General features: G+C 72.6%; 21 protein-coding genes and 1 riboswitch. Of the genes, 15 read left to right on the top strand and 6 right to left on the bottom strand.

Translation table 11 applies throughout. The features are described 5' to 3' along the window. Positions 1–14: 14 nt before the first annotated feature. A complete protein-coding gene (locus GGE06_RS13675; protein ID WP_030686168.1) occupies positions 15–317 on the bottom strand; it encodes an urease subunit gamma in 303 nt (100 codons plus the stop codon). A 219-nt stretch (positions 318–536) separates the two neighbouring features. Further along, a complete protein-coding gene (locus tag GGE06_RS13680; RefSeq protein ID WP_041128052.1) occupies positions 537–815 on the bottom strand; it encodes a type II toxin-antitoxin system Phd/YefM family antitoxin in 279 nt (92 codons plus the stop codon). 63 nt (positions 816–878) lie between these two features. Here GGE06_RS13680 and GGE06_RS13685 point away from each other — a divergent pair, with 63 nt between their 5' ends. The 3 genes from GGE06_RS13685 to GGE06_RS13695 all read left to right on the top strand — a co-directional run bounded on the left by GGE06_RS13685 (position 879) and on the right by GGE06_RS13695 (position 2,811). After that, positions 879–1,496: a ClpP family protease gene (locus GGE06_RS13685; protein ID WP_116162255.1), complete on the top strand. Its 618-nt coding sequence runs from the start codon at positions 879–881 to the stop codon at positions 1,494–1,496. A gap of 7 nt (positions 1,497–1,503) precedes the next feature. Then, entirely contained in the window at positions 1,504–1,809 is a 306-nt protein-coding gene (locus GGE06_RS13690; protein ID WP_184930939.1) for a hypothetical protein, read from the top strand. Between the two features lie 400 nt (positions 1,810–2,209). Further along, a riboswitch (cyclic di-AMP (ydaO/yuaA leader) is annotated at positions 2,210–2,331 on the top strand. 3 nt (positions 2,332–2,334) lie between these two features. Further along, positions 2,335–2,811, top strand: coding sequence for a C40 family peptidase (locus GGE06_RS13695; RefSeq protein WP_116162253.1), 477 nt, complete (start codon positions 2,335–2,337; stop codon positions 2,809–2,811). Between the two features lie 60 nt (positions 2,812–2,871). Here the strand turns inward: GGE06_RS13695 and GGE06_RS13700 are convergent, their stop codons facing one another. Together GGE06_RS13700 and GGE06_RS13705 are read right to left on the bottom strand one after the other, a co-directional pair. Then, a complete protein-coding gene (locus GGE06_RS13700; RefSeq protein WP_116162251.1) occupies positions 2,872–3,309 on the bottom strand; it encodes an ATP-binding protein in 438 nt (145 codons plus the stop codon). A gap of 170 nt (positions 3,310–3,479) precedes the next feature. Beyond that, positions 3,480–4,682 (bottom strand): 8-amino-7-oxononanoate synthase, encoded by a 1,203-nt coding sequence (locus tag GGE06_RS13705; RefSeq protein WP_116162249.1) that lies wholly within the window; start codon positions 4,680–4,682, stop codon positions 3,480–3,482. A 143-nt stretch (positions 4,683–4,825) separates the two neighbouring features. On the opposite strand from GGE06_RS13705, the gene bioB reads away from it, so the two are divergent. The 11 genes from bioB (at position 4,826) to mug (ending at position 15,437) form a co-directional block, all read left to right on the top strand. Continuing rightward, entirely contained in the window at positions 4,826–6,064 is a 1,239-nt protein-coding gene (gene bioB, locus GGE06_RS13710) for a biotin synthase BioB (RefSeq protein WP_116162247.1), read from the top strand. Continuing rightward, positions 6,057–7,337: an adenosylmethionine--8-amino-7-oxononanoate transaminase gene (locus tag GGE06_RS13715; protein WP_116162245.1), complete on the top strand. Its 1,281-nt coding sequence runs from the start codon at positions 6,057–6,059 to the stop codon at positions 7,335–7,337. The genes bioB and GGE06_RS13715 overlap by 8 nt, the downstream gene beginning before the upstream one ends. 156 nt (positions 7,338–7,493) lie before the next feature. Continuing rightward, positions 7,494–8,225: a dethiobiotin synthase gene (gene bioD / locus GGE06_RS13720; protein WP_116162243.1), complete on the top strand. Its 732-nt coding sequence runs from the start codon at positions 7,494–7,496 to the stop codon at positions 8,223–8,225. A 190-nt stretch (positions 8,226–8,415) separates the two neighbouring features. Next, positions 8,416–8,760: a VOC family protein gene (locus GGE06_RS13725; RefSeq protein ID WP_116162241.1), complete on the top strand. Its 345-nt coding sequence runs from the start codon at positions 8,416–8,418 to the stop codon at positions 8,758–8,760. Positions 8,761–8,772: 12 nt separating this feature from the next. Beyond that, positions 8,773–9,435, top strand: coding sequence for a class I SAM-dependent methyltransferase (locus GGE06_RS13730; protein ID WP_184930940.1), 663 nt, complete (start codon positions 8,773–8,775; stop codon positions 9,433–9,435). 53 nt (positions 9,436–9,488) lie between these two features. Then, a complete protein-coding gene (locus GGE06_RS13735; protein WP_184930941.1) occupies positions 9,489–9,926 on the top strand; it encodes a GNAT family N-acetyltransferase in 438 nt (145 codons plus the stop codon). A gap of 200 nt (positions 9,927–10,126) precedes the next feature. Beyond that, positions 10,127–11,476, top strand: coding sequence for a hemolysin family protein (locus GGE06_RS13740; RefSeq protein ID WP_184930942.1), 1,350 nt, complete (start codon positions 10,127–10,129; stop codon positions 11,474–11,476). After that, a complete protein-coding gene (locus GGE06_RS13745; protein ID WP_116162234.1) occupies positions 11,473–12,492 on the top strand; it encodes a hemolysin family protein in 1,020 nt (339 codons plus the stop codon). The genes GGE06_RS13740 and GGE06_RS13745 overlap by 4 nt, the downstream gene beginning before the upstream one ends. Before the next feature lie 98 nt (positions 12,493–12,590). Further along, positions 12,591–13,364, top strand: coding sequence for an SGNH/GDSL hydrolase family protein (locus tag GGE06_RS13750; protein WP_184930943.1), 774 nt, complete (start codon positions 12,591–12,593; stop codon positions 13,362–13,364). An 82-nt stretch (positions 13,365–13,446) separates the two neighbouring features. Next, a complete protein-coding gene (purB, locus tag GGE06_RS13755; protein WP_116162230.1) occupies positions 13,447–14,880 on the top strand; it encodes an adenylosuccinate lyase in 1,434 nt (477 codons plus the stop codon). 62 nt (positions 14,881–14,942) lie between these two features. Beyond that, the gene (gene mug, locus GGE06_RS13760; protein ID WP_116162228.1) at positions 14,943–15,437 is read left to right on the top strand and encodes a G/U mismatch-specific DNA glycosylase; all 495 of its coding nucleotides are present in this window, start codon (positions 14,943–14,945) and stop codon (positions 15,435–15,437) included. Here mug and GGE06_RS13765 read toward each other — a convergent pair. Beyond that, positions 15,434–15,871, bottom strand: coding sequence for a hypothetical protein (locus tag GGE06_RS13765; RefSeq protein ID WP_184930944.1), 438 nt, complete (start codon positions 15,869–15,871; stop codon positions 15,434–15,436). The two genes, mug and GGE06_RS13765, sit on opposite strands and share 4 nt — an antisense overlap. A 151-nt stretch (positions 15,872–16,022) precedes the next feature. On the opposite strand from GGE06_RS13765, the gene GGE06_RS13770 reads away from it, so the two are divergent. Then, a complete protein-coding gene (locus GGE06_RS13770) occupies positions 16,023–17,180 on the top strand; it encodes an ROK family transcriptional regulator (RefSeq protein ID WP_116162224.1) in 1,158 nt (385 codons plus the stop codon). 89 nt (positions 17,181–17,269) lie between these two features. Here the strand turns inward: GGE06_RS13770 and GGE06_RS13775 are convergent, their stop codons facing one another. Further along, complete coding sequence (locus GGE06_RS13775; protein WP_116162222.1) at positions 17,270–18,010, bottom strand: GntR family transcriptional regulator; 741 nt, start codon at positions 18,008–18,010, stop codon at positions 17,270–17,272. Positions 18,011–18,234: the final 224 nt, after the last annotated feature.

The raw sequence follows: 18,234 nt of genomic DNA on the forward strand, positions 1-18,234 counted from the left end.
CGGCGGCCGCCCGTTCAGACGATGGGGTCGTGGACGGTGACGAGCTTGGTGCCGTCCGGGAAGGTGGCCTCGACCTGGACGTCATGGATCATCTCCGGGATGCCGTCCATGACCTCGTCGCGGGTGAGCACCTTGCGCCCGGAGGCCATCAGCTCGGCGACCGTCCGCCCGTCCCGGGCGCCTTCCAGGATGTGGGAGGTGATGAGCGCGACGGCCTCGGGGTGGTTGAGCCGCACACCGCGGGCCCGGCGCTTCTCGGCCACGTCGGCCGCCACATGGATGAGCAGGCGTTCCTGCTCGTGCGGGCTCAGTTGCACTCTTCCACCTCACAGTCGTCGACCGGGACGGGACCCGGACAGCTGGGGACCCTACCGACCGTCAACACTCTGTTGAACTGCGGAGATGCGATGCACGGCCAGACATTGCACGTTAGGGCGGAAGTTTTTCCGGCTCGTTAACTCGGCCTTTGCGTTCTCATGATGATCAGATCTGCACCCCCGGACGGGGCGCGGTGCGTGGCTTGTTCGCGCCGTCCGTCAGGAGGTGCCGGGCTCGCGGTGGTGGGCGGCGATGCCGAAGCGGCGCTGTTCGCCGGGAGCGGAGTCGACCGGGTGCAGCCCGGAGAGCGAGCTGACCACCTGCTCGTCGGCAGGCTTCTCCGCCGCCTCGAGTTCCTCCAGGTCAGCGGCGGAGACCAGGGCGACGAGCGGCTTCCCGTGCCGGGTGACGACGACGCGCTCGCCGCCGTAGACGACGCGGTTGATGAGGTCGGCGAGCTCAGCCCGCGCTTGCGTCACCGGGATCTCGTAGGTCATGCTCCTCATCTTACGGCCTGTACGTCCTGTACATTTTTTACAGACAGCTGGAGGTGCTCAGCCATGGATGCCCGCCACGTCCTTCCCGAGTTCACGGAGCGGACCAGTTTCGGAACGCGAACCCTCGACCCGTACTCGAAGCTCCTCGAGTCCCGGATCGTCTTCCTCGGCACCCCGATCGACGACACCTCGGCCAACGACGTCATCGCCCAGTTCCTGCACCTCGACTACGCGGCCCCCGGTCAGGACATCGCGCTCTACATCAACTCCCCCGGCGGCTCGATCAGCGCCATGACCGCGATCCACGACACGATGCGGACGCTCTCCTGCGACGTGGAGACCACCTGCCTCGGACAGGCCGCCTCCACCGCCGCCGTCCTGCTCGCCGCCGGCACCCCCGGCAAGCGGCTCGTCCTCCCCGGCGCCCGGGTCACCCTCCGCCAGCCGGCCATGGACGAACCCCTCCAGGGACAGCCGAGCGACCTCGACATCCACGCGCGCGAGCTGCTCCGGCTGCGCGCCCTGACGGCCGGGATGCTCGCCCAGTACACCGGGCAGAGCCGGGACCGGATCGACGCCGACATCGACCGCCTCACCGTCCTGGACGCGCCGGCGGCCGTCGCGTACGGCCTGGTGGACCACGTGATCACGAACCGGCGCGACGCCGGTGCGGCGCGGTGAGCCGGCCGTGGTGCCCGAGCTGCCGCCGCTGCCCGCGCTGACGCGGGCCGAGGGCGAGTTGATCGACGCCTACCTCGAAGTCGTCGACCTCCTTGGGAAGATCAACCCATCCAGGGGTACGCATACCTATGGGGCACTACGGGCGGCACAGGCCCTGGTGGGACGTGCGGAGGCGCTGCGCGAGGCCCTGACGCTCATGCATATGCGGGGCGAGAGCGAGGTGCACGCGGACACACTGGCGCGCGCCCTGCGGGTGTTGGACGGCGAGCGCCGCACCGACCGCGTCACCGTCCCCCGCGCACGGGCGAGTTGACATTCCGGCATGTCGTGTCGAGGTCCGTACGGCCGACACGCACCGCAGAATCGCTCCCCCGTTCGGCGTAGTCGACGAGTCGACATATGTGCCGGGTGAGTTGCGCAACAGGTGTACGCATTTGGCGGAATGGGACGTTCCACCCCTGGTACGGGGCTCGTAGGCCAAACCTCCGGTGATCACGAAAGCACCCTGTCCACCCGAATGGATCAGTCGTGAGGAGCCTCACATATCGCCGTTTCAGCTCGGATTTCGCCCTGGGTGTGGGTCAAGATCCCTGTCGACGACAAGCCCCCGCCATCCGAGGCGGGGCGGTCCGGGCGGACGCCGAGTCCTGCCGCTGTCCCGGACGTCTGGTCGACAGGAGTGGATCGGCAGGAGTGGAGGACCCAGGCAGTACGGGACGTACGCGCTGTTTCCGCAGCGGGGCCGTCCCTTGGGGTGAAGCCGCAGCCGCGGCCGGGCATCTTCGCCAGCCCGAACCCGACAGGTCATCCTTCGCAGGCGGCTGACGAAGGGTTGCGCATGACTGCGCAGATGCACGTCCCGTCCCTGCTGTCCCGGGCCGGAGCCGTCACGGCTCTCACCCTCGCCGCCGTCGGCGGCACGATGCTCGCACCAGGTGCGGCGTCCGAGGCCCAGGCGGCGACCACCTACGCGAACAAGGCACTGAGCGTCGCCGCGTCCAAGAAGGGAGCCCCGTACCGGTACGGGAGCGCGGGACCCTCCCGGTTCGACTGCTCCGGTCTGACGCTCTACGCGTACAAGCAGGCGGGCAAGTGGCTGCCCCGCACCGCGCAGCAGCAGTACAACAACACCCGGCACGTCTCCGCGTCCAGCAGACAGAAGGGGGACCTGGTCTTCTTCCACTCCGGCGGGAGCGTCTACCACGTGGGCATCTACGCCGGCAGCGGCAAGATCTGGCACTCGCCCAAGACGGGATCCTGGGTGAAGCTCGACCCGATCTGGACGTCGAAGGTCTACTACGGCCGCGTCCGATGACGCCCGCCGGGCACTGAGCCCGCCCCAGGGGTGCGGTGGCGCCGCACCCCTGCGCCGGGTCTATGCGTACGAGGCCGCCGCCGGGGCCCACGGGAGGGAGATCCAGACCGTCTTCCCGCCCTCCTCCGTCGGGGTGACCGACAGACGGCCGCCCGCCTCCGCCGCCAGGGAGCGGATGATGACCATGCCCCGGCCGTTGTCCTGCTGGACCGCCGCCGGAAGACGGCGGGGCCAGCGCGGGTGGCTGTCGGTGACGCCGATGTGGAGGTGCTCCTCGCGCTCCAGGCGGACGTCGACCGTGAACGTGGGCGACTGCCCGAAGGTGTGCAGGACGGCGTTGGTGGCCAGCTCCGAGACCATCAGGCGGATCGCGTCCGCCAGGTCGTCGGCACCGGCGAGGCCCCACCCGTCGAGGACCTCCACGACGAACCGCCGGGCGGTGGGGACCGACGCGGGATCGCTCGGCAGAGTGACGGATGCTTCCTGATGGTCTGCCATGGCGACGCTGTCCCTTTCCCGCCGGGGCTTCTGCCCCGGATCGCGCTTCGCGTCAGAGTCCCACCGATCGTGCCGCCCCGGCAGGCGTTCCACCAAGATATGTCCCCATCTGTCGCCCGAAGCGGTGAACTCTGCTGCCCGGGAACGCGCTTGGGACTCCCGACGGGACGTCAGACCGCCGGCGCGGTCCGCAGGATCGTCTCCACCGCGTGCGTGATCTCCGCGTCCGTCAGATCGGCCCGCGCCGTGAGCCGCAGCCGCGAGATGCCGTCGGGGACGGACGGGGGCCGGAAGCAGCCGACCGCCAGGCCCTGTTCGCGGCAGTCCGCCGCCCAGCGCAGCGCCGCCTCCGGGGAGGGGGCGTGGACCGAGACGACGGCCGCGTCGGGACGGGCCGAGGTCAGCCCGGCGTCCGTGAGCAGCCGGTGCAGGGTGGTGGCGACGGTACGGGCCCGCTCGGCGAGGCCCGGTTCGGCCGCGATCAGCCGCAGGCTCGCGAGCGCGCCGCCCGCGGCGGCCGGGGCGAGCCCGGTGTCGAAGATGAAGGTGCGGGCGGCGTTCACCAGGTGCTCGATCACCCGCGCCGGGCCGAGGACGGCCCCGCCCTGGCTGCCGAGGGACTTCGAGAGGGTGAGGGTGGCGACGACGTCCTCGTCGCCCGCGAGCCCGGCCTCGTGCAGCGCGCCCCGGCCGCCGTCGCCGAGGACGCCGAAGCCGTGGGCGTCGTCGACGACGAGCCCGGCGCCGTGCGCGCGGCAGGCGTCGGCGAGCCCGGGGAGCGGGGCCTTGTCGCCGTCGACGGAGAAGACGGAGTCGCTGACGACGAGCGCCCGGCGCCCCGGATGGGCGTCCAGGGTCTTGGCGACGGCCTCGGCGTCGGTGTGCGGGACGACCGCGGTCTCGGCGCGCGCCAGGCGGCAGCCGTCGACGATCGAGGCGTGGTTGGAGGCGTCGGAGACGATCAGGGAGTCCCGGCCGGAGAGCGCGGTGAGCGCCGCGAGGTTCGCGGTGTAGCCGGAGGAGAAGACGAGGGCCGCCTCGAAACCGCAGAAGTCGGCGAGTTCGCGCTCCAGGCGGGTGTGCAGCCGGGTGGTGCCGGTGACGAGCCGCGAGCCGGTGGAGCCGGCGCCCCAGCGCCTGGCCGCCTCGGCCGCCGCCTCGGTGACCTCGGCGCGGCGGGTGAGGCCGAGGTAGTCGTTGCTCGCCAGGTCCAGGACGTCCGGCTCGGCCGCCCGGGGCCGCAGCGTCCGGACGAGACCGGCCTCGGCCCGGCGGCGCGCCTCCGCGTCGGTCCAGTCGAAGGCGGTACGGCGCGGGCCCGCGGCCCGTGCGTCGTCGGCGCCCGCGGCGCGTGCGTCCTCGGCCTGTGGCATGCGGCGATCCTTTTGTAGGCAGCGCACAGACCCTAACCGCAGGATGTCGAGGTCGGGATGTGGTCATCCACACACCTCGATCGGGGGCGTTTGTTCGGTTCCTCCTTGGCCAGGGGGCGGGCGGTAGGCAAGGATCTGCGGTTATGGACCTGCTGAACACGCTGGTGGAGAAGGGGCTGCGGCGCGAGCTGCCGACCCGTGAAGAAGCGCTCGCCGTGCTGGCGACCTCCGACGACGAACTGCTCGAGGTGGTGGCGGCGGCCGGCAAGGTGCGCCGTCAGTGGTTCGGGCGCCGGGTGAAGCTGAACTACCTGGTCAACCTGAAGTCCGGTCTCTGTCCCGAGGACTGCTCGTACTGCTCGCAGCGGCTCGGCTCGAAGGCCGAGATCCTCAAGTACACCTGGCTGAAGCCGGACGAGGCCTCGCAGGCCGCTGCGGCGGGTGTCGCCGGCGGCGCCAAGCGGGTCTGCCTGGTGGCCAGCGGCCGCGGCCCCACGGACCGGGACGTGGAGCGCGTCGGCAAGACGATCGAGGCGATCAAGGAGCAGAACGAGGGCGTCGAGGTGTGCGCCTGCCTCGGTCTGCTCTCCGACGGCCAGGCGGAGCGGCTGCGGGAGGCCGGCGCCGACGCGTACAACCACAACCTGAACACGTCCGAGGCGACGTACGGGGACATCACCAAGACCCACACCTACGCGGACCGCGTGGACACCGTGCAGAAGGCGCACGCCGCCGGTCTGTCGGCCTGCTCCGGTCTGATCGCGGGCATGGGCGAGAGCGACGAGGACCTCGTCGACGTCGTCTACGCGCTGCGCGAGCTCGACTCGGACTCGGTGCCGGTCAACTTCCTGATCCCGTTCGAGGGCACCCCGCTCGCCAAGGAGTGGAACCTCACCCCGCAGCGCTGCCTGCGGATCCTCGCGATGGTCCGGTTCGTCTGCCCCGACGTCGAGGTGCGGATCGCCGGCGGCCGCGAGGTGCACCTGCGCTCGATGCAGCCGCTGGCGCTGAACATCGCGAACTCGATCTTCCTCGGCGACTACCTGACCAGCGAGGGCCAGGCCGGCCAGGCCGACCTGGACATGATCGCGGACGCGGGCTTCGAGGTGGAGGGCGCGGGCACGACCACGCTGCCGAAGCACCGCGCGGACGCGCTCGCGGCGGCGGGCGCGACGGGCGGCTGCGGCTCGACGGCCTCGGCGGGCTGCGGCTCGGAGGCCTCCGCGGAGGGCGCGGGCTGCGGCGGTCACGCGGAGGAGGCCGGCGGCTGCGGCCCCTGCGGCGGCCACGCGGCGCCCGTGCGCACCTCGGACGAGGCCCGCACCGACCTGGTGGCCGTGCGCCGCCGCGGCGCCGGGACGGACCTCGCGCCGAATGCGTAACGACGAACTCCTCGCCCTGGACCGGGCGCACGTCTGGCATCCGTACGGCCCCATGCCGGGCCGTACGGAGCCGCTGGTCATCGAGTCCGCCTCCGGTGTACGTCTCCGGCTCGCCGAACCCGTGCACGGCCAGGCCGAGTTGATCGACGGCATGTCCTCGTGGTGGTCGGCGCTGCACGGCTACAACCACCCCGTGCTCAACGAGGCGGCGCACGACCAGCTGGGCCGGATGAGCCACGTCATGTTCGGCGGGCTCACCCACGAGCCGGCCGTGCGGCTCGCCACCCGCCTGGTCGAGATCACCCCGGAACCCCTCCAGCACGTCTTCCTCAGCGACTCCGGCTCGGTCTCCGTCGAGGTCGCGGCCAAGATGTGCCTGCAGTACTGGCGATCGGTGGGCAGGCCGGGCAAGCAGCTCCTGATGACCTGGCGCGGCGGCTACCACGGCGACACCTGGCAGCCGATGTCCCTGTGCGACCCCGAGGGCGGGATGCACGAGCTGTGGTCGGGCGTGCTCCAGCGCCAGGTCTTCGTCGACGCGCCGCCGGTCACGTACGAGGAGTCGTACGCCCGGATGCTGCGGGAGCAGATCGCTCTCCACGCGGACGAGGTCGCCGCGGTGATCGTGGAGCCGGTGGTGCAGAACGCGGGCGGGATGCGGTTCCACCCGCCCGAGTACCTGCGCGTCCTCCGCGAGGCGTGCGACGAGCACGGTGTGCTCCTGATCTTCGACGAGATCGCGACCGGCTTCGGCCGTACGGGCACGCTGTTCGGCGCCGACCAGGCCGGCGTCTCGCCCGATGTGATGTGCGTGGGCAAGGCGCTGACGGGCGGTTACCTGTCGATGGCGGCCACGCTCTGCACGACGGAGATCGCCGAGGGCATCTCGCGCGGCGAGGTTCCCGTCCTGGCGCACGGGCCGACCTTCATGGGCAATCCGCTGGCCTCGGCGGTGGCCTGCGCGTCGATCGACCTGCTGATGTCCCAGGACTGGGCACTGGAGGTCAAGCGCATCGAGACGGGACTCCGCGAGGGGCTCGCCCCTGCCGCGGAACTCCCCGGTGTGCGCGAGGTGCGGGTGCTCGGCGCCATCGGCGTCGTCCAGCTCGACCACGACGTCGACATGGCCGCGGCCACGGAGGCGGCGGTCCGGGCGGGCGTGTGGCTGCGCCCCTTCCGCGACCTGATCTACACGATGCCGCCGTACGTGACGGGCGACGAGGACCTGGCCAGCATCTGCGCGGCGGTGAGGGCTGCGGCGCAGGCGGGCTGACCCCGTTGTGGCGGGGGCGCCCCGCCGTTGTGGGCAATCGTTCCGCAGGGAGGAACGGGTGGGCACAACGGAACGGCGCCCCTGCCGGCGCCAGAGGCCTCCGCGCCTGAACCCGCACCCCGTGCAAGCCGCACCGAACAAGGAAGGACACCCCCCATGGGCATCATCGTCGTGACCGGCACCGGCACGGAAATCGGCAAGACCGTCGTCACCGCGGCCGTGGCGGCCGTCGCCACGGCCGCGGGACGGTCGGTAGCCGTACTCAAGCCCGCCCAGACCGGCGTCACCCCCGACGAGCAGGGCGACGCCGACGAGGTCGTACGCCTCTCCGGCGCCACGACCTCCGCCGAGCTCGGCCGTTTCCCGGAGCCGCTGGCCCCCGGAACGGCCGCCCGGCGGGCCGGGCTCACCCCGGTCGGGCCCCGGGAGGTCGCGGAGGCCGCCCGGAAGCTGGCCGCCGACCACGACCTGGTGCTCGTGGAGGGGGCGGGTGGCCTCCTCGTCCGCTTCGACGAGGAGGGCGGCACCCTCGCCGACGCGGCCGCGCTGCTCGGCGCGCCGGTTCTGGTGGTGGTCCCGGCCGGTCTGGGGACGCTCAACCCGACGGCCCTGACGGCCGAGGCGCTGCGGGCACGCGGGATCGAGCAGCTCGGCGTGGTCGTCGGCAGCTGGCCGGACGCGCCGGACCTGGCGGCGCGCTGCAACCTCGCGGACCTGCCGGATGAGGCGGGCGCTCCGCTGCTCGGGGCGGTACCGGAGGGTGCGGGGGCGCTGGACCCGGCGGCGTTCCGGGCGGCGGCGGGCGGCTGGCTGGGCCCGGAGCTCGGCGGCACGTGGGACGCGCAGGCGTTCGCCGAGGCGCAGGCGGCACCGCTCCCCGCGAGCTGAGGGCACGCGCGGAGACCGCGCGGGCAGCACGGTCTCCGTACGCGGAAAGCGCGGTCTCCGTACGCGGAAAGCACGGTCTCCGTACGCGGAAAGCGCGGTCTCCGTACGCGGACGGCACGCGCGCAAGCACACCCCTCACCGAGGGCGCGTGCGCACGCACAACCCGCACCCCTCTCCGTACGCTGACCGTATGCGCGCACACGTTCAGGAGATCGTCTTCGACTGCGCCGCCCCGGCGGCCCTCGTCCGCTTCTGGGCCGGGCTCCTCGGCGGCGAGCCCGTCGACCGGAGCGCCGACTGGTCGTACGTGGATCCGCCGGAGTTCGTACGGATCGCCTTCCAGCGGGTGCCGGAGGGCAAGGCCGCGAAGAACCGGCTGCATCTCGACCTGGAGGTGCCGGATCCGGCGCTGGCGGCCAAGGAGGTGCTGCCGCTGGGGGCGGTCGCGGTCGGCGGGCTCGTCACCGACGAGCAGGGCTCCTTCCAGGTCATGCGGGACCCGGAGGGCAACGAGTTCTGCTTCGTGACGGGCTGAGGGGCGACTCCGATGACCCAGAACCGTCCCGCGCCCCGGACCCCTCACGTGCACCATCCGCTCTTCGCCCGCTTCTACGCCCGGTTCAGCACCTCGGCCGACACCCGGGGCGGTCTCGGCGCGCTGCGGACGGAGCTGCTCGCCGGGCTGACCGGCCGGGTCGTCGAGATCGGGGCGGGGAACGGCCTGAACTTCGCGCACTACCCGGCCGGGGTCACCGAGGTCGTCGCCGTCGAGCCGGAGCCCCATCTGCGCCGGCTCGCCGAGGAGGCCGGGCGCCGGGCCGCCGTCCCGGTGACGGTGCTGCCGGGCACGGCCGAGGCACTGCCGGGGCCGGACGGCTCCTTCGACGCGGCGGTGGCCTCGCTGGTGCTGTGCACCGTACGGAACGTGCCGGAGGTCCTCGCCGAGCTGCGGCGGGTCCTGCGCCCCGGCGGCGAGCTGCGGTTCTTCGAGCACGGGGCGGCGGACACGCCCGGGCTCGCACGCGTGCAGCGGGGGCTCGACCGCACGGTCTGGCCTCTGCTCTTCGGCGGCTGCCACACCTCCCGCACCCCGCTCGCGGCGATCGAGGCGGCCGGCTTCGACCTCGTCTCGTACCGCTCCTTCGACGTCCCGGAGCAGGGCCCGCGCCTGCCGTCCTCCCCCTGCGTCCTGGGCACGGCCCGGCGGTGATCCCCGGCGGTAATTCCTGGCAGCCCCGCCGCGCCACGTGATGGGATCCGGTCATGATCGACCTGCAGATACGTTCCGCTGTGCCCGCCGACGCCGAGGCCGTCCTGGCCTTCTGGAAGGAGTCCGCCGAGGGCACGTCCATCTCGGACGACGTGAACGGGGTGACCCGGCTGGTCGAGCGCGACCCCGACGCCCTGATCCTCGCCCTCGCCGACGGCGTGATCGTCGGCTCCGTGATCGCCGGCTGGGACGGCTGGCGCGCCTCGCTCTACCGGCTCGCCGTCCTGCCCTCGTACCGCCGCCGCGGGATCTCCACCGCGCTGCTGCGCGCGGCCGAGGAGAGGTTCCTCGCGCTCGGCGGACGGCGTGCGGACGCCATGGTCCTGGAGGCGAACGGGACGGGACAGGCGCTGTGGACGGCCGCCGGGTACGAGCGCGAGGAGCACTGGCGGCGCTGGGTGAAGCCGCTCGCGGACCGGGCCGCGAAGTGACCACCGGGATCGCCACCGGGGGGATCACCGGGGCGATCACCACCCCGCTTTGCCGATCCTTTACCATGGTGTCCATTCCTCCCGACGACCGAAAGGTGTGAGCGTCCGCCCATGGGCGAGCCTCCCAGTAGCACTGGTTCCGACCGCCGACATCGAGCGATCCCTCTCCCGCTGACTGATCATGGGACGGAGGTGAACCGATGACCGAAGTGCTTCTGCTCGTGGTGGCGCTCCTGCTCGCGCTCGCGTGCGGCGCGTTCGTCGCGGCCGAGTTCTCGCTGACCACGGTCGAGCGCGGCGATCTCGAAGCCGCCGTGGAGCGCGGCGAGCGCGGCGCGTCGGGCGCGCTCAAGGCCGTCCGCTCGCTCACCTTCCAGCTCTCCGGCGCGCAGCTGGGCATCACCGTGACCAACCTGGTCGTCGGCATGCTCTCCGAGCCGTCGATCGCCGCGCTGATCAGCGGCCCCCTGGAGTCGATCGGACTCTCGTCCTCGACGGCCTCCTCGGTCGCCCTCGTCCTGGGCACCGCCCTGTCGACGGTCGTCCTGATGGTCGTCGGCGAGCTCGTCCCCAAGAACTGGGCGATCTCCTCTCCGCTCGCCGTCGCGAAGGTGGTGGGCACCCCGCAGCGCGTGTTCACGGCCGCCTTCAAGCCGTTCATCAGCCACCTCAACAACACCGCGAACCGGATCCTGCGCCGCCTCGGCCTGGAGCCGACCGAGGAGCTCGCCTCCGCGCGCTCCCCGCAGGAGCTGGTGGCGCTCGCCCGGCACTCCGCGAAGGAGGGCGCCCTGGAGGCGGACACGGCCGAGCTGTTCGTCCGCACCCTCAACCTGGCGGAGCTCACCGCGGAGAACGTGATGACGCCCCGCGTGCAGGTCACCGCCCTCGAGGTGCAGGCCACCGCCGAGGACGTCGCCAACGCGACCCGCGCGACCGGCCTGTCCCGCTTCCCCGTCTATCGGGGCAGCCTCGACGCCGTCGTCGGCATCGCCCACATCAAGGACGTGCTCGCGATACCGGCCGAGGAGCGGCCCCGCCGCCGGATCGGCGAGATGCTGCGCGAGCCGCTGCTCGTCCCCGAGACCCTCACCGTGGACCGGCTCCTCGACCGCCTGTCGGGCAAGCAGACGATGGCCGTCGTCATCGACGAGTACGGCGGCACGGCCGGAGTCGTCACCCTCGAGGACATCGTCGAGGAGGTCGTCGGAGAGGTGCGCGACGAGCACGACCCGCACGAGACGTCCGACCTGGCGCGGGCCGGCGAGGACGCGGACGGCCGCGAGCTGTGGTCCGCCGACGGCGCCGCCCGTACGGACCAACTGGCCGCGATCGGCCTGCGGGTGCCGGACGGCCCGTACGAGACGCTCGCGGGCGTCCTCGCGACGGAACTCGGCCGCATCCCCGCCGCCGGCGACACCGTGGAGCTGGCCGGCTGGCGCCTCGACGTCGTCGACGCCTCGGGCCGCCGCGCCGCGCGCGTCCTGCTGCACGCCCCCGCGCAAGCCGCCCCGCACGGCACCGACGAGTCCGGGGAGGCCGGCCGATGATCGCGGTCCAGCTGTTGATCGGCCTGCTGACCCTGGTCGTCAACGCCTTCTTCGTCGGCGCCGAGTTCGCCCTGATCTCGGTCCGCCGCAGCCAGATCGAGCCCCTGGCCGACTCCGGGAACCGGCGGGCGCGCAGCGTCATCTGGGGCCTGGAGCACGTGTCCGCGATGCTCGCGGCGGCACAGCTCGGCATCACGCTCTGCACCCTGGTCCTCGGCATCGTCGCCGAGCCGGCCATCGAGCACCTGCTCGAACCGGCCTTCAACGCGATGGGCGTGCCGCACGGCGTGGCCGCCACGATCTCGTTCGCGATCGCGCTGGCCCTGGCGACGTATCTGCACATGCTGCTCGGCGAGATGGTGCCGAAGAACATCGCGCTCGCCGACCCGGCGCGCTCCGCGCTGCTCCTCGGGCCGCCGCTCGTGACGCTCGCGCGGGCGCTGCGACCGGTGATCTTCGCGATCAACGCCTTCGCCAACGCGCTGCTCAGGCTGTTGCGGGTGGACGCCAAGGACGAGGTCGCGGCGACCTTCTCGGACGACGAACTGGCCCGGATGGTCACCGACGCGGGCGACGCGGGCCTCCTGGACGACCGGGCCGCCGAGCGGCTGCACGACGCCCTGGAGCTGGGCCGGCGCCCCGTGCGGGACGTCGTGATGCCGGCGGAGAAGGTGGTGTACGCGGAGGTGGGCACCACTCCGGAGGAGCTGGAGGCGCTGGCGACGCGGACCGGGTTCTCCCGCTTCCCCGTGGTCGACGCCGAGCGCCGCATCCTGGGCTATCTGCACGTCAAGGACGCCCTGGACGTCACGCCGCGCGACCTGCCGTTCCCGGTGTCGGCCCTGCGGCCGATCGCCCGGGTCCGGGCGGCGACGCCGCTGGACGACGTCCTCACGGCGATGCGCCGCAGCCGGACGCACCTGGCGGCGGTACTCGACGAGGCGGACAAGCCGGCGGGCCTGGTGACGATGGAGGACGTCCTGAGGGAACTGGTGGGCCGTCCGACGGCACCGTAGCCCGCGTCGCGGCACCATAAGCCCGCGTCGCGGCCCCGGGGCCCGGCACACCGCCGGGCCCCGGGGCCGGCCATACCGCACGGTATGATCGCTCCGCCATGGAGATCAATGCCACGTACAACAGTCTCGTCGCCGTCGGAGACAGCTTCACCGAAGGCATGTCGGACCTCGCCCCCGACGGCTCCTACCGGGGCTGGGCCGACGTCCTCGCCGCCCGTCTCGCCACCCGCTCCCCCGGCTTCCGCTACGCCAACCTCGCCGTCCGCGGCAAGCTCATCGGGCAGATCGTCGACGAGCAGGTCGGCCTGGCCGCGGGCATGAAGGCCGACGTGGTGACCCTGGTCGGCGGGCTCAACGACACCCTGCGGCCCAAGGTCGACATGGTCCGGGTGCGGGACCTGCTGACCGAGGCGGTGGAGCGCCTCACCCCCTCCTGCGGACAGCTGGTCCTGATGCGCAGCCCCGGCCGCAACGGCCCGGTCATGGAGCGCTTCCGCCCCCGGATGGAGGAGCTGTTCGAGCACATCGACACGCTCGCCGACCGGCACGGCGCGCTGGTCGTCGACCTGTACGGGGCCCCGCCGCTCGGCGATCCCCGGCTGTGGGACGTGGACCGGCTCCACCTGACGGCCGACGGGCACCGGCGGGTCGCCGAGGCCGTGTGGCAGACGCTCGGCCTGGCGCCCGAGGCGGACTGGCGCGAACCGCTTCCCCCGGCCGTACGGCCGGGCTGGGCGAGCCGCCGGATCGCGGACGCCCGTTTCGCCAGGGAGCACCTCGGCCCGTGGATCGGACGGCGCCTGACCGGCCGCTCCTCGGGGGACGGCCGCGCGCCCAAGCGCCCCGAGCTCCTGCCGTACGAGCCCGAGTGAGCTGCGTCTCGTAGCAAGCTCCACACGGGACCGTGGCGCTGGCCTGCAGAAACCACCAGTAAACTCTGTGCACGTGACTGCTGTGACTCCGAAGCCCCGCATCCCCAACGTTCTGGCCGGCCGCTACGCCTCCGCGGAGCTCGCCGTCCTCTGGTCCCCCGAGCAGAAGGTGAAGCTGGAGCGTCAGCTGTGGCTCGCCGTGCTGCGTGCGCAGAAGGACCTCGGGATCGAGGTTCCGGACGCCGCCCTCGCCGACTACGAGCGCGTTCTCGACCAGGTCGACCTCGGTTCCATCGCCGAGCGCGAGAAGGTCACCCGGCACGACGTGAAGGCCCGGATCGAGGAGTTCAACGCCCTCGCCGGCCACGAGCACGTCCACAAGGGCATGACCTCGCGCGACCTCACCGAGAACGTCGAGCAGCTGCAGATCCGGCTCTCCCTGGAGCTGATGCGGGACCGTACGGTCGCCGTCCTCGCCCGGCTCGGCAAGCTCTCCGCCGAGTACGCGGAGCTGGTCATGGCCGGCCGCTCGCACAACGTCGCCGCCCAGGCGACCACCCTCGGCAAGCGTTTCGCGACGGCGGCGGACGAGCTGCTCGTGGCGTACGCCCGCCTGGAGGAGCTGCTCGGCCGCTACCCGCTGCGCGGCATCAAGGGCCCGGTCGGCACCGCGCAGGACATGCTGGACCTGCTCGGCGGCGACGCCGGCAAGCTCGCCGACCTTGAGCAGCGGATCGCCGGCCACCTCGGCTTTGCGCACGCCTTCACCTCGGTCGGCCAGGTCTACCCTCGCTCGCTCGACTACGACGTGGTCACCTCGCTGGTGCAGCTGGCCGCCGCCCCGTCCTCGATCGCCAAGACGATCCGCCTGATGGCGGGCCACGAGCTGGTGACGGAGGGCTTCAAGCCCGGCCAGGTCGGCTCCTCGGCGATGCCGCACAAGATGAACACCCGCTCCTGCGAGCGCGTCAACGGCCTCATGGTCATCCTGCGCGGCTACGCGTCGATGACCGGTGAGCTGGCGGGCGACCAGTGGAACGAGGGCGACGTGTCCTGCTCCGTGGTCCGCCGGGTCGCGCTGCCGGACGCCTTCTTCGCGCTCGACGGCCTCCTGGAGACCTTCCTCACCGTGCTCGACGAGTTCGGCGCCTTCCCGGCCGTCGTCGCCCGCGAGCTCGACCGCTACCTGCCGTTCCTGGCGACCACGAAGGTCCTCATGGGCGCCGTGCGCGCCGGGGTCGGCCGCGAGGTCGCCCACGAGGCGATCAAGGAGAACGCCGTCGCCTCCGCCCTCGCCATGCGGGAGCAGGGCACCGTGCAGAACGAGCTGCTCGACAAGCTGGCCGCCGACGAGCGGATCCCGCTGGACCGGGCGCAGCTCGACGAGCTGATGGCCGACAAGCTGTCCTTCACGGGCGCCGCCGCCGACCAGGTCGCGTCCGTGGTCTCCCGCATCGAGGAGATCCTCAAGCAGCACCCGGAGGCCGCCGCCTACACCCCCGGCGCGATCCTCTGACCCGGAACCCCCGGTTCACCCAGCAGGAGCTGGAGGCCGCTCGCGACCGCGTCGTTCCCGACGTGGTGGCGGGCGGCCTTTCCGTCCTCTTCTGCGGGATCAACCCGGGTCTGATGACGGCGGCCACGGGCCACCACTTCGCCCGCCCCGGCAACCGCTTCTGGCCGGTCCTGCACCTGTCCGGGTTCACACCGCGGCAGCTGCGGCCGGACGAGCAGGACGAGCTCCTCTCGTACGGGCTCGGCATCACCAACGTCGTCGCCCGGCCCACCGCGCGGGCCGACGAGCTGAGCCGCGAGGAGTACCGCGAGGGCGGTCGTCTGCTGACGGAGAAGGTGGAACGCCTTGAGCCGCGCTGGCTCGCGGTCGTCGGCGTCACGGCGTACCGCACGGCCTTCGCGGAGCCGAAGGCGGCGATCGGTCCGCAGGAGCGGATGATCGGCTCCACCCGGATCTGGGCGCTGCCCAATCCGAGCGGGCTCAACGCCCACTGGACGGCGGCGACGATGGCCGAGGAGTTCGCCCGGCTGCGGGCGGCGGCCGAAGGCACCTCCTAGGGCGGGTCGACCTCGGTGACCACGGCGAGGAGCTCGAACGGCAGCTCCTTGTCGTGCTGGGAGACGCCGAGGCCGATCCACCGGCCGTCCACCCGCCACAGCCGCAGGTCCGGCGTGTGGCAGCTGAGGTCGGCCCACGGCTCGGGCATCTCCTCGTCGTCGTGGATCCGCTCCAGGACGTACCACAGGCTCAGCACCCGCGGCGGGCCCCAGCGGACGGTGAACAGGGCGGCGAGTCCGTCCCGCTCCGCCTCGTACTGCTCCTCGACGAGGAGGCTGCGGGTGCCGTCGTCCTCCCAGAAGTCCTCGCTCGTCGCGAGCGTCCCCACGTGGAAGCCCGGGCCGCTGTCGACGCGTCCGGATCGCTCCGGTCGCGCCGGGAAGGCGCGGGTGCGGAGCGAGTCGATCGTCGCCAGGTGCTGTGCCGTGGTCATGGATCCAGTAAAACGGCCGCCACTGACAGTTGGCGTTCCGTCAGGATTCGGGGCGCGCGCCGCTCCGGGGCGCCGCGGGGGCGGCACTCGCCGCATCCGGGCCCATTGAGTACCATCCGCCGGAGAGGCGCACGAGCTGGGAGGAAACACTGTGGGGCGGCTGACCGGCGGGGATCCGTCTCTGCTGCGGCGGATCAACTCCGCGGTGGTACTCCATGCGCTGCGCGGCGCCGACGCGCCCACGCTCACGGATCTGACCCGGATCACGGGCCTGTCGCGGCCCACGGTCGAGGGCGTCGTCGAGGGCCTCATGGAGGGCGGTCTCGTCGTCGAGTCGGCGCCCGAGGAGGGCGAGGCCCGGCGGCAGGGACGTCCGGCACGGAGGTTCCGGTTCCGTGCGGAGGCCGGTCATCTGCTCGGCATCGAGATCGGCCCGCACCGCGTGGCCGCCCTGCTCTCCGGCTTGGACGGGCGCATCATCGGCGCCGGGTCCCGCGAGGTGTCGGAGACGGCGCCCGAGGACGAGCGCCTGGACCGGGTGCGTACGGTCGTGGCCGACGTGCTGCGCAGGGCCGGGGTCGCCCGGTCCAACCTGCGGGCGGTCGGCGTCGGCACCCCCGGCATCGTGGAGGCCGACGGGACCGTGCGCCTCGGCACGGCGCTGCCCGGCTGGACGGGCCTCGCGCTCGGCGATCGGCTGAGGCGCTCCTTCCGCTGCCCGGTGATCGTGGAGAACGACGCCAACGCGGCGGCCGTCGCCGAGCACTGGAAGGGTGCCGCGACCGACTCCGACGACATCGTGTTCGTACTGGCGGGGCTCAGCCCGGGGGCCGGTTCGCTGATCGGCGGCCGGCTGCACCGGGGCTTCGGCGGGGCGGCCGGGGAGATCGGCGCCCTGCACCTGCTCGGCCGGGGCGTCACCCCCGAGCATCTCCTGTCGACCACGGACGAGCCGCTGCACCCGCTGGACGAGCAGGCGGTCGCCGAGGTCTTCGCGCTGGCCCGCAAGGGCGACGCGCGCGCGGAGGCGGCGGTGCAGCGGTTCATCCAGCGGCTCGTGCACGACGTGGCGGCCCTGGTCCTCGCCATCGACCCCGAGCTGGTGGTCGTCGGCGGCTGGGCGGCCGGTCTCGACGGAGTGCTCCAGCCGCTCCGCGAGGAACTGGCGCGGTTCTGCCTGCGGCCGCCGCGGGTGGTGCTGTCCCTGCTCGGCGAGGCCGCGGTGGGAACGGGCGCCCTGCGGCTCGCCCTCGACCACGTCGAGGAGCAGCTCTTCGCCGTGGACGGCACGGTGACGGCCCGCCGCTAGCCCCCTTTCCGGGGAGCCTGCGACGGGCCGGTGCTCGCGCGGTGTCAGTCGTACGGCGTTACTCGTGCCGTGTCGTTACTCGTGCCGTGTCACGAGGCCATGACCAGGTCGGCCGAGTCGCCGAAGGTGAGGCGGCAGGTGTCGGCGCGGTACGTCGCCACCGAGACGGCGGCCGGGCGTCCGGCGGACAGGTAGCGGGTCGTCACGACGAGGACGGGCGCGCCCGGCAGCCGGTCGAGCTCCTTGGCGTCGTCGGCGCGGGCGGAGCCGAGCTCCACGGAGCGGTCCTGGCCGTCGAGGGCGAGGTGCTGGAGCTCACGGAGCACGGCGCGGGCGCGGGCGGGGCCCGCGGGCGCGTCGATGGCGCTGAGGCCGGGGACGGAGCCGGCCGGCACGTAGAGCAGCTCGGCGGCGACCGGCTGGCCCTGGCTGATCCGGAGGCGGCGGACGACGTGCACCTGCTCGTCGGCGGCGGTCTCCAGGACGCGCGCGACGGCGGCCGGGGCCACGTCGGCGGCGGAGTCCTGGGGCTGCCAGGCGTCGTCACCGACACCGGGCCAGACGTGCTGGGTGGTGGAGACGTCGACGCCGACGCGGGGCGGGGCGACGGTGGTGCCGACGCCACGGCGGCGCTGCAGGCGCCCTTCCAGCTCCAGCTGCTCCAGGGCCTGGCGGAGCGTCGCGCGGGCGACGCCGAAGCGGGCCGCGAGCTCGCGCTCGTTGGGCAGGATCTCCCCGACCGCGAAGTCCGAGTCGAGCGCTTCGCCGATCACTGTCTTGAGGTGCTGGTACTTCGGTTCCGGTACCGATGCCAGCTGCGTGGTCCCCACCCTGATCCTCCGCAATTCGCCGTGTCCCGCGGCGTTTTTCCGCGCCCTTGTTTATTAAAGGTTCCTGCACTAACTCTGCGACCATAAGGCGAGCCACCCCCTTGGTCAAGACCAATCCTCCGTCGAACGCCCCTGAATGTGACCCTCTGACCTAGATCGTTCACAGGACGTTCGCACCCTGGTGAGCCCTGCGCAGCAAAGAGCCCCGCCTCCCGGGAGGGGAG

The organism is Streptomyces nymphaeiformis (assembly GCF_014203895.1).
GTDB classification, from domain to species: Bacteria; Actinomycetota; Actinomycetes; order Streptomycetales; family Streptomycetaceae; genus Streptomyces; species Streptomyces nymphaeiformis.

Bases quoted from the DNA above. Each gene is read 5' to 3' on its own strand.
- GGE06_RS13680 (WP_041128052.1), bottom strand. From the start codon at position 815: ATGACCTACGAGATCCCGGTGACGCAAGCGCGGGCTGAGCTCGCCGAC.
- GGE06_RS13685 (WP_116162255.1), top strand. From the start codon at position 879: ATGGATGCCCGCCACGTCCTTCCCGAGTTCACGGAGCGGACCAGTTTC.
- GGE06_RS13695 (WP_116162253.1), top strand. From the start codon at position 2,335: ATGACTGCGCAGATGCACGTCCCGTCCCTGCTGTCCCGGGCCGGAGCC.
- GGE06_RS13700 (WP_116162251.1), bottom strand. From the start codon at position 3,309: ATGGCAGACCATCAGGAAGCATCCGTCACTCTGCCGAGCGATCCCGCG.
- GGE06_RS13705 (WP_116162249.1), bottom strand. From the start codon at position 4,682: ATGCCACAGGCCGAGGACGCACGCGCCGCGGGCGCCGACGACGCACGG.
- bioB (WP_116162247.1), top strand. From the start codon at position 4,826: ATGGACCTGCTGAACACGCTGGTGGAGAAGGGGCTGCGGCGCGAGCTG.
- GGE06_RS13715 (WP_116162245.1), top strand. From the start codon at position 6,057: ATGCGTAACGACGAACTCCTCGCCCTGGACCGGGCGCACGTCTGGCAT.
- bioD (WP_116162243.1), top strand. From the start codon at position 7,494: ATGGGCATCATCGTCGTGACCGGCACCGGCACGGAAATCGGCAAGACC.
- GGE06_RS13725 (WP_116162241.1), top strand. From the start codon at position 8,416: ATGCGCGCACACGTTCAGGAGATCGTCTTCGACTGCGCCGCCCCGGCG.
- GGE06_RS13730 (WP_184930940.1), top strand. From the start codon at position 8,773: ATGACCCAGAACCGTCCCGCGCCCCGGACCCCTCACGTGCACCATCCG.
- GGE06_RS13735 (WP_184930941.1), top strand. From the start codon at position 9,489: ATGATCGACCTGCAGATACGTTCCGCTGTGCCCGCCGACGCCGAGGCC.
- GGE06_RS13740 (WP_184930942.1), top strand. From the start codon at position 10,127: ATGACCGAAGTGCTTCTGCTCGTGGTGGCGCTCCTGCTCGCGCTCGCG.
- GGE06_RS13745 (WP_116162234.1), top strand. From the start codon at position 11,473: ATGATCGCGGTCCAGCTGTTGATCGGCCTGCTGACCCTGGTCGTCAAC.
- GGE06_RS13750 (WP_184930943.1), top strand. From the start codon at position 12,591: ATGGAGATCAATGCCACGTACAACAGTCTCGTCGCCGTCGGAGACAGC.
- GGE06_RS13765 (WP_184930944.1), bottom strand. From the start codon at position 15,871: ATGACCACGGCACAGCACCTGGCGACGATCGACTCGCTCCGCACCCGC.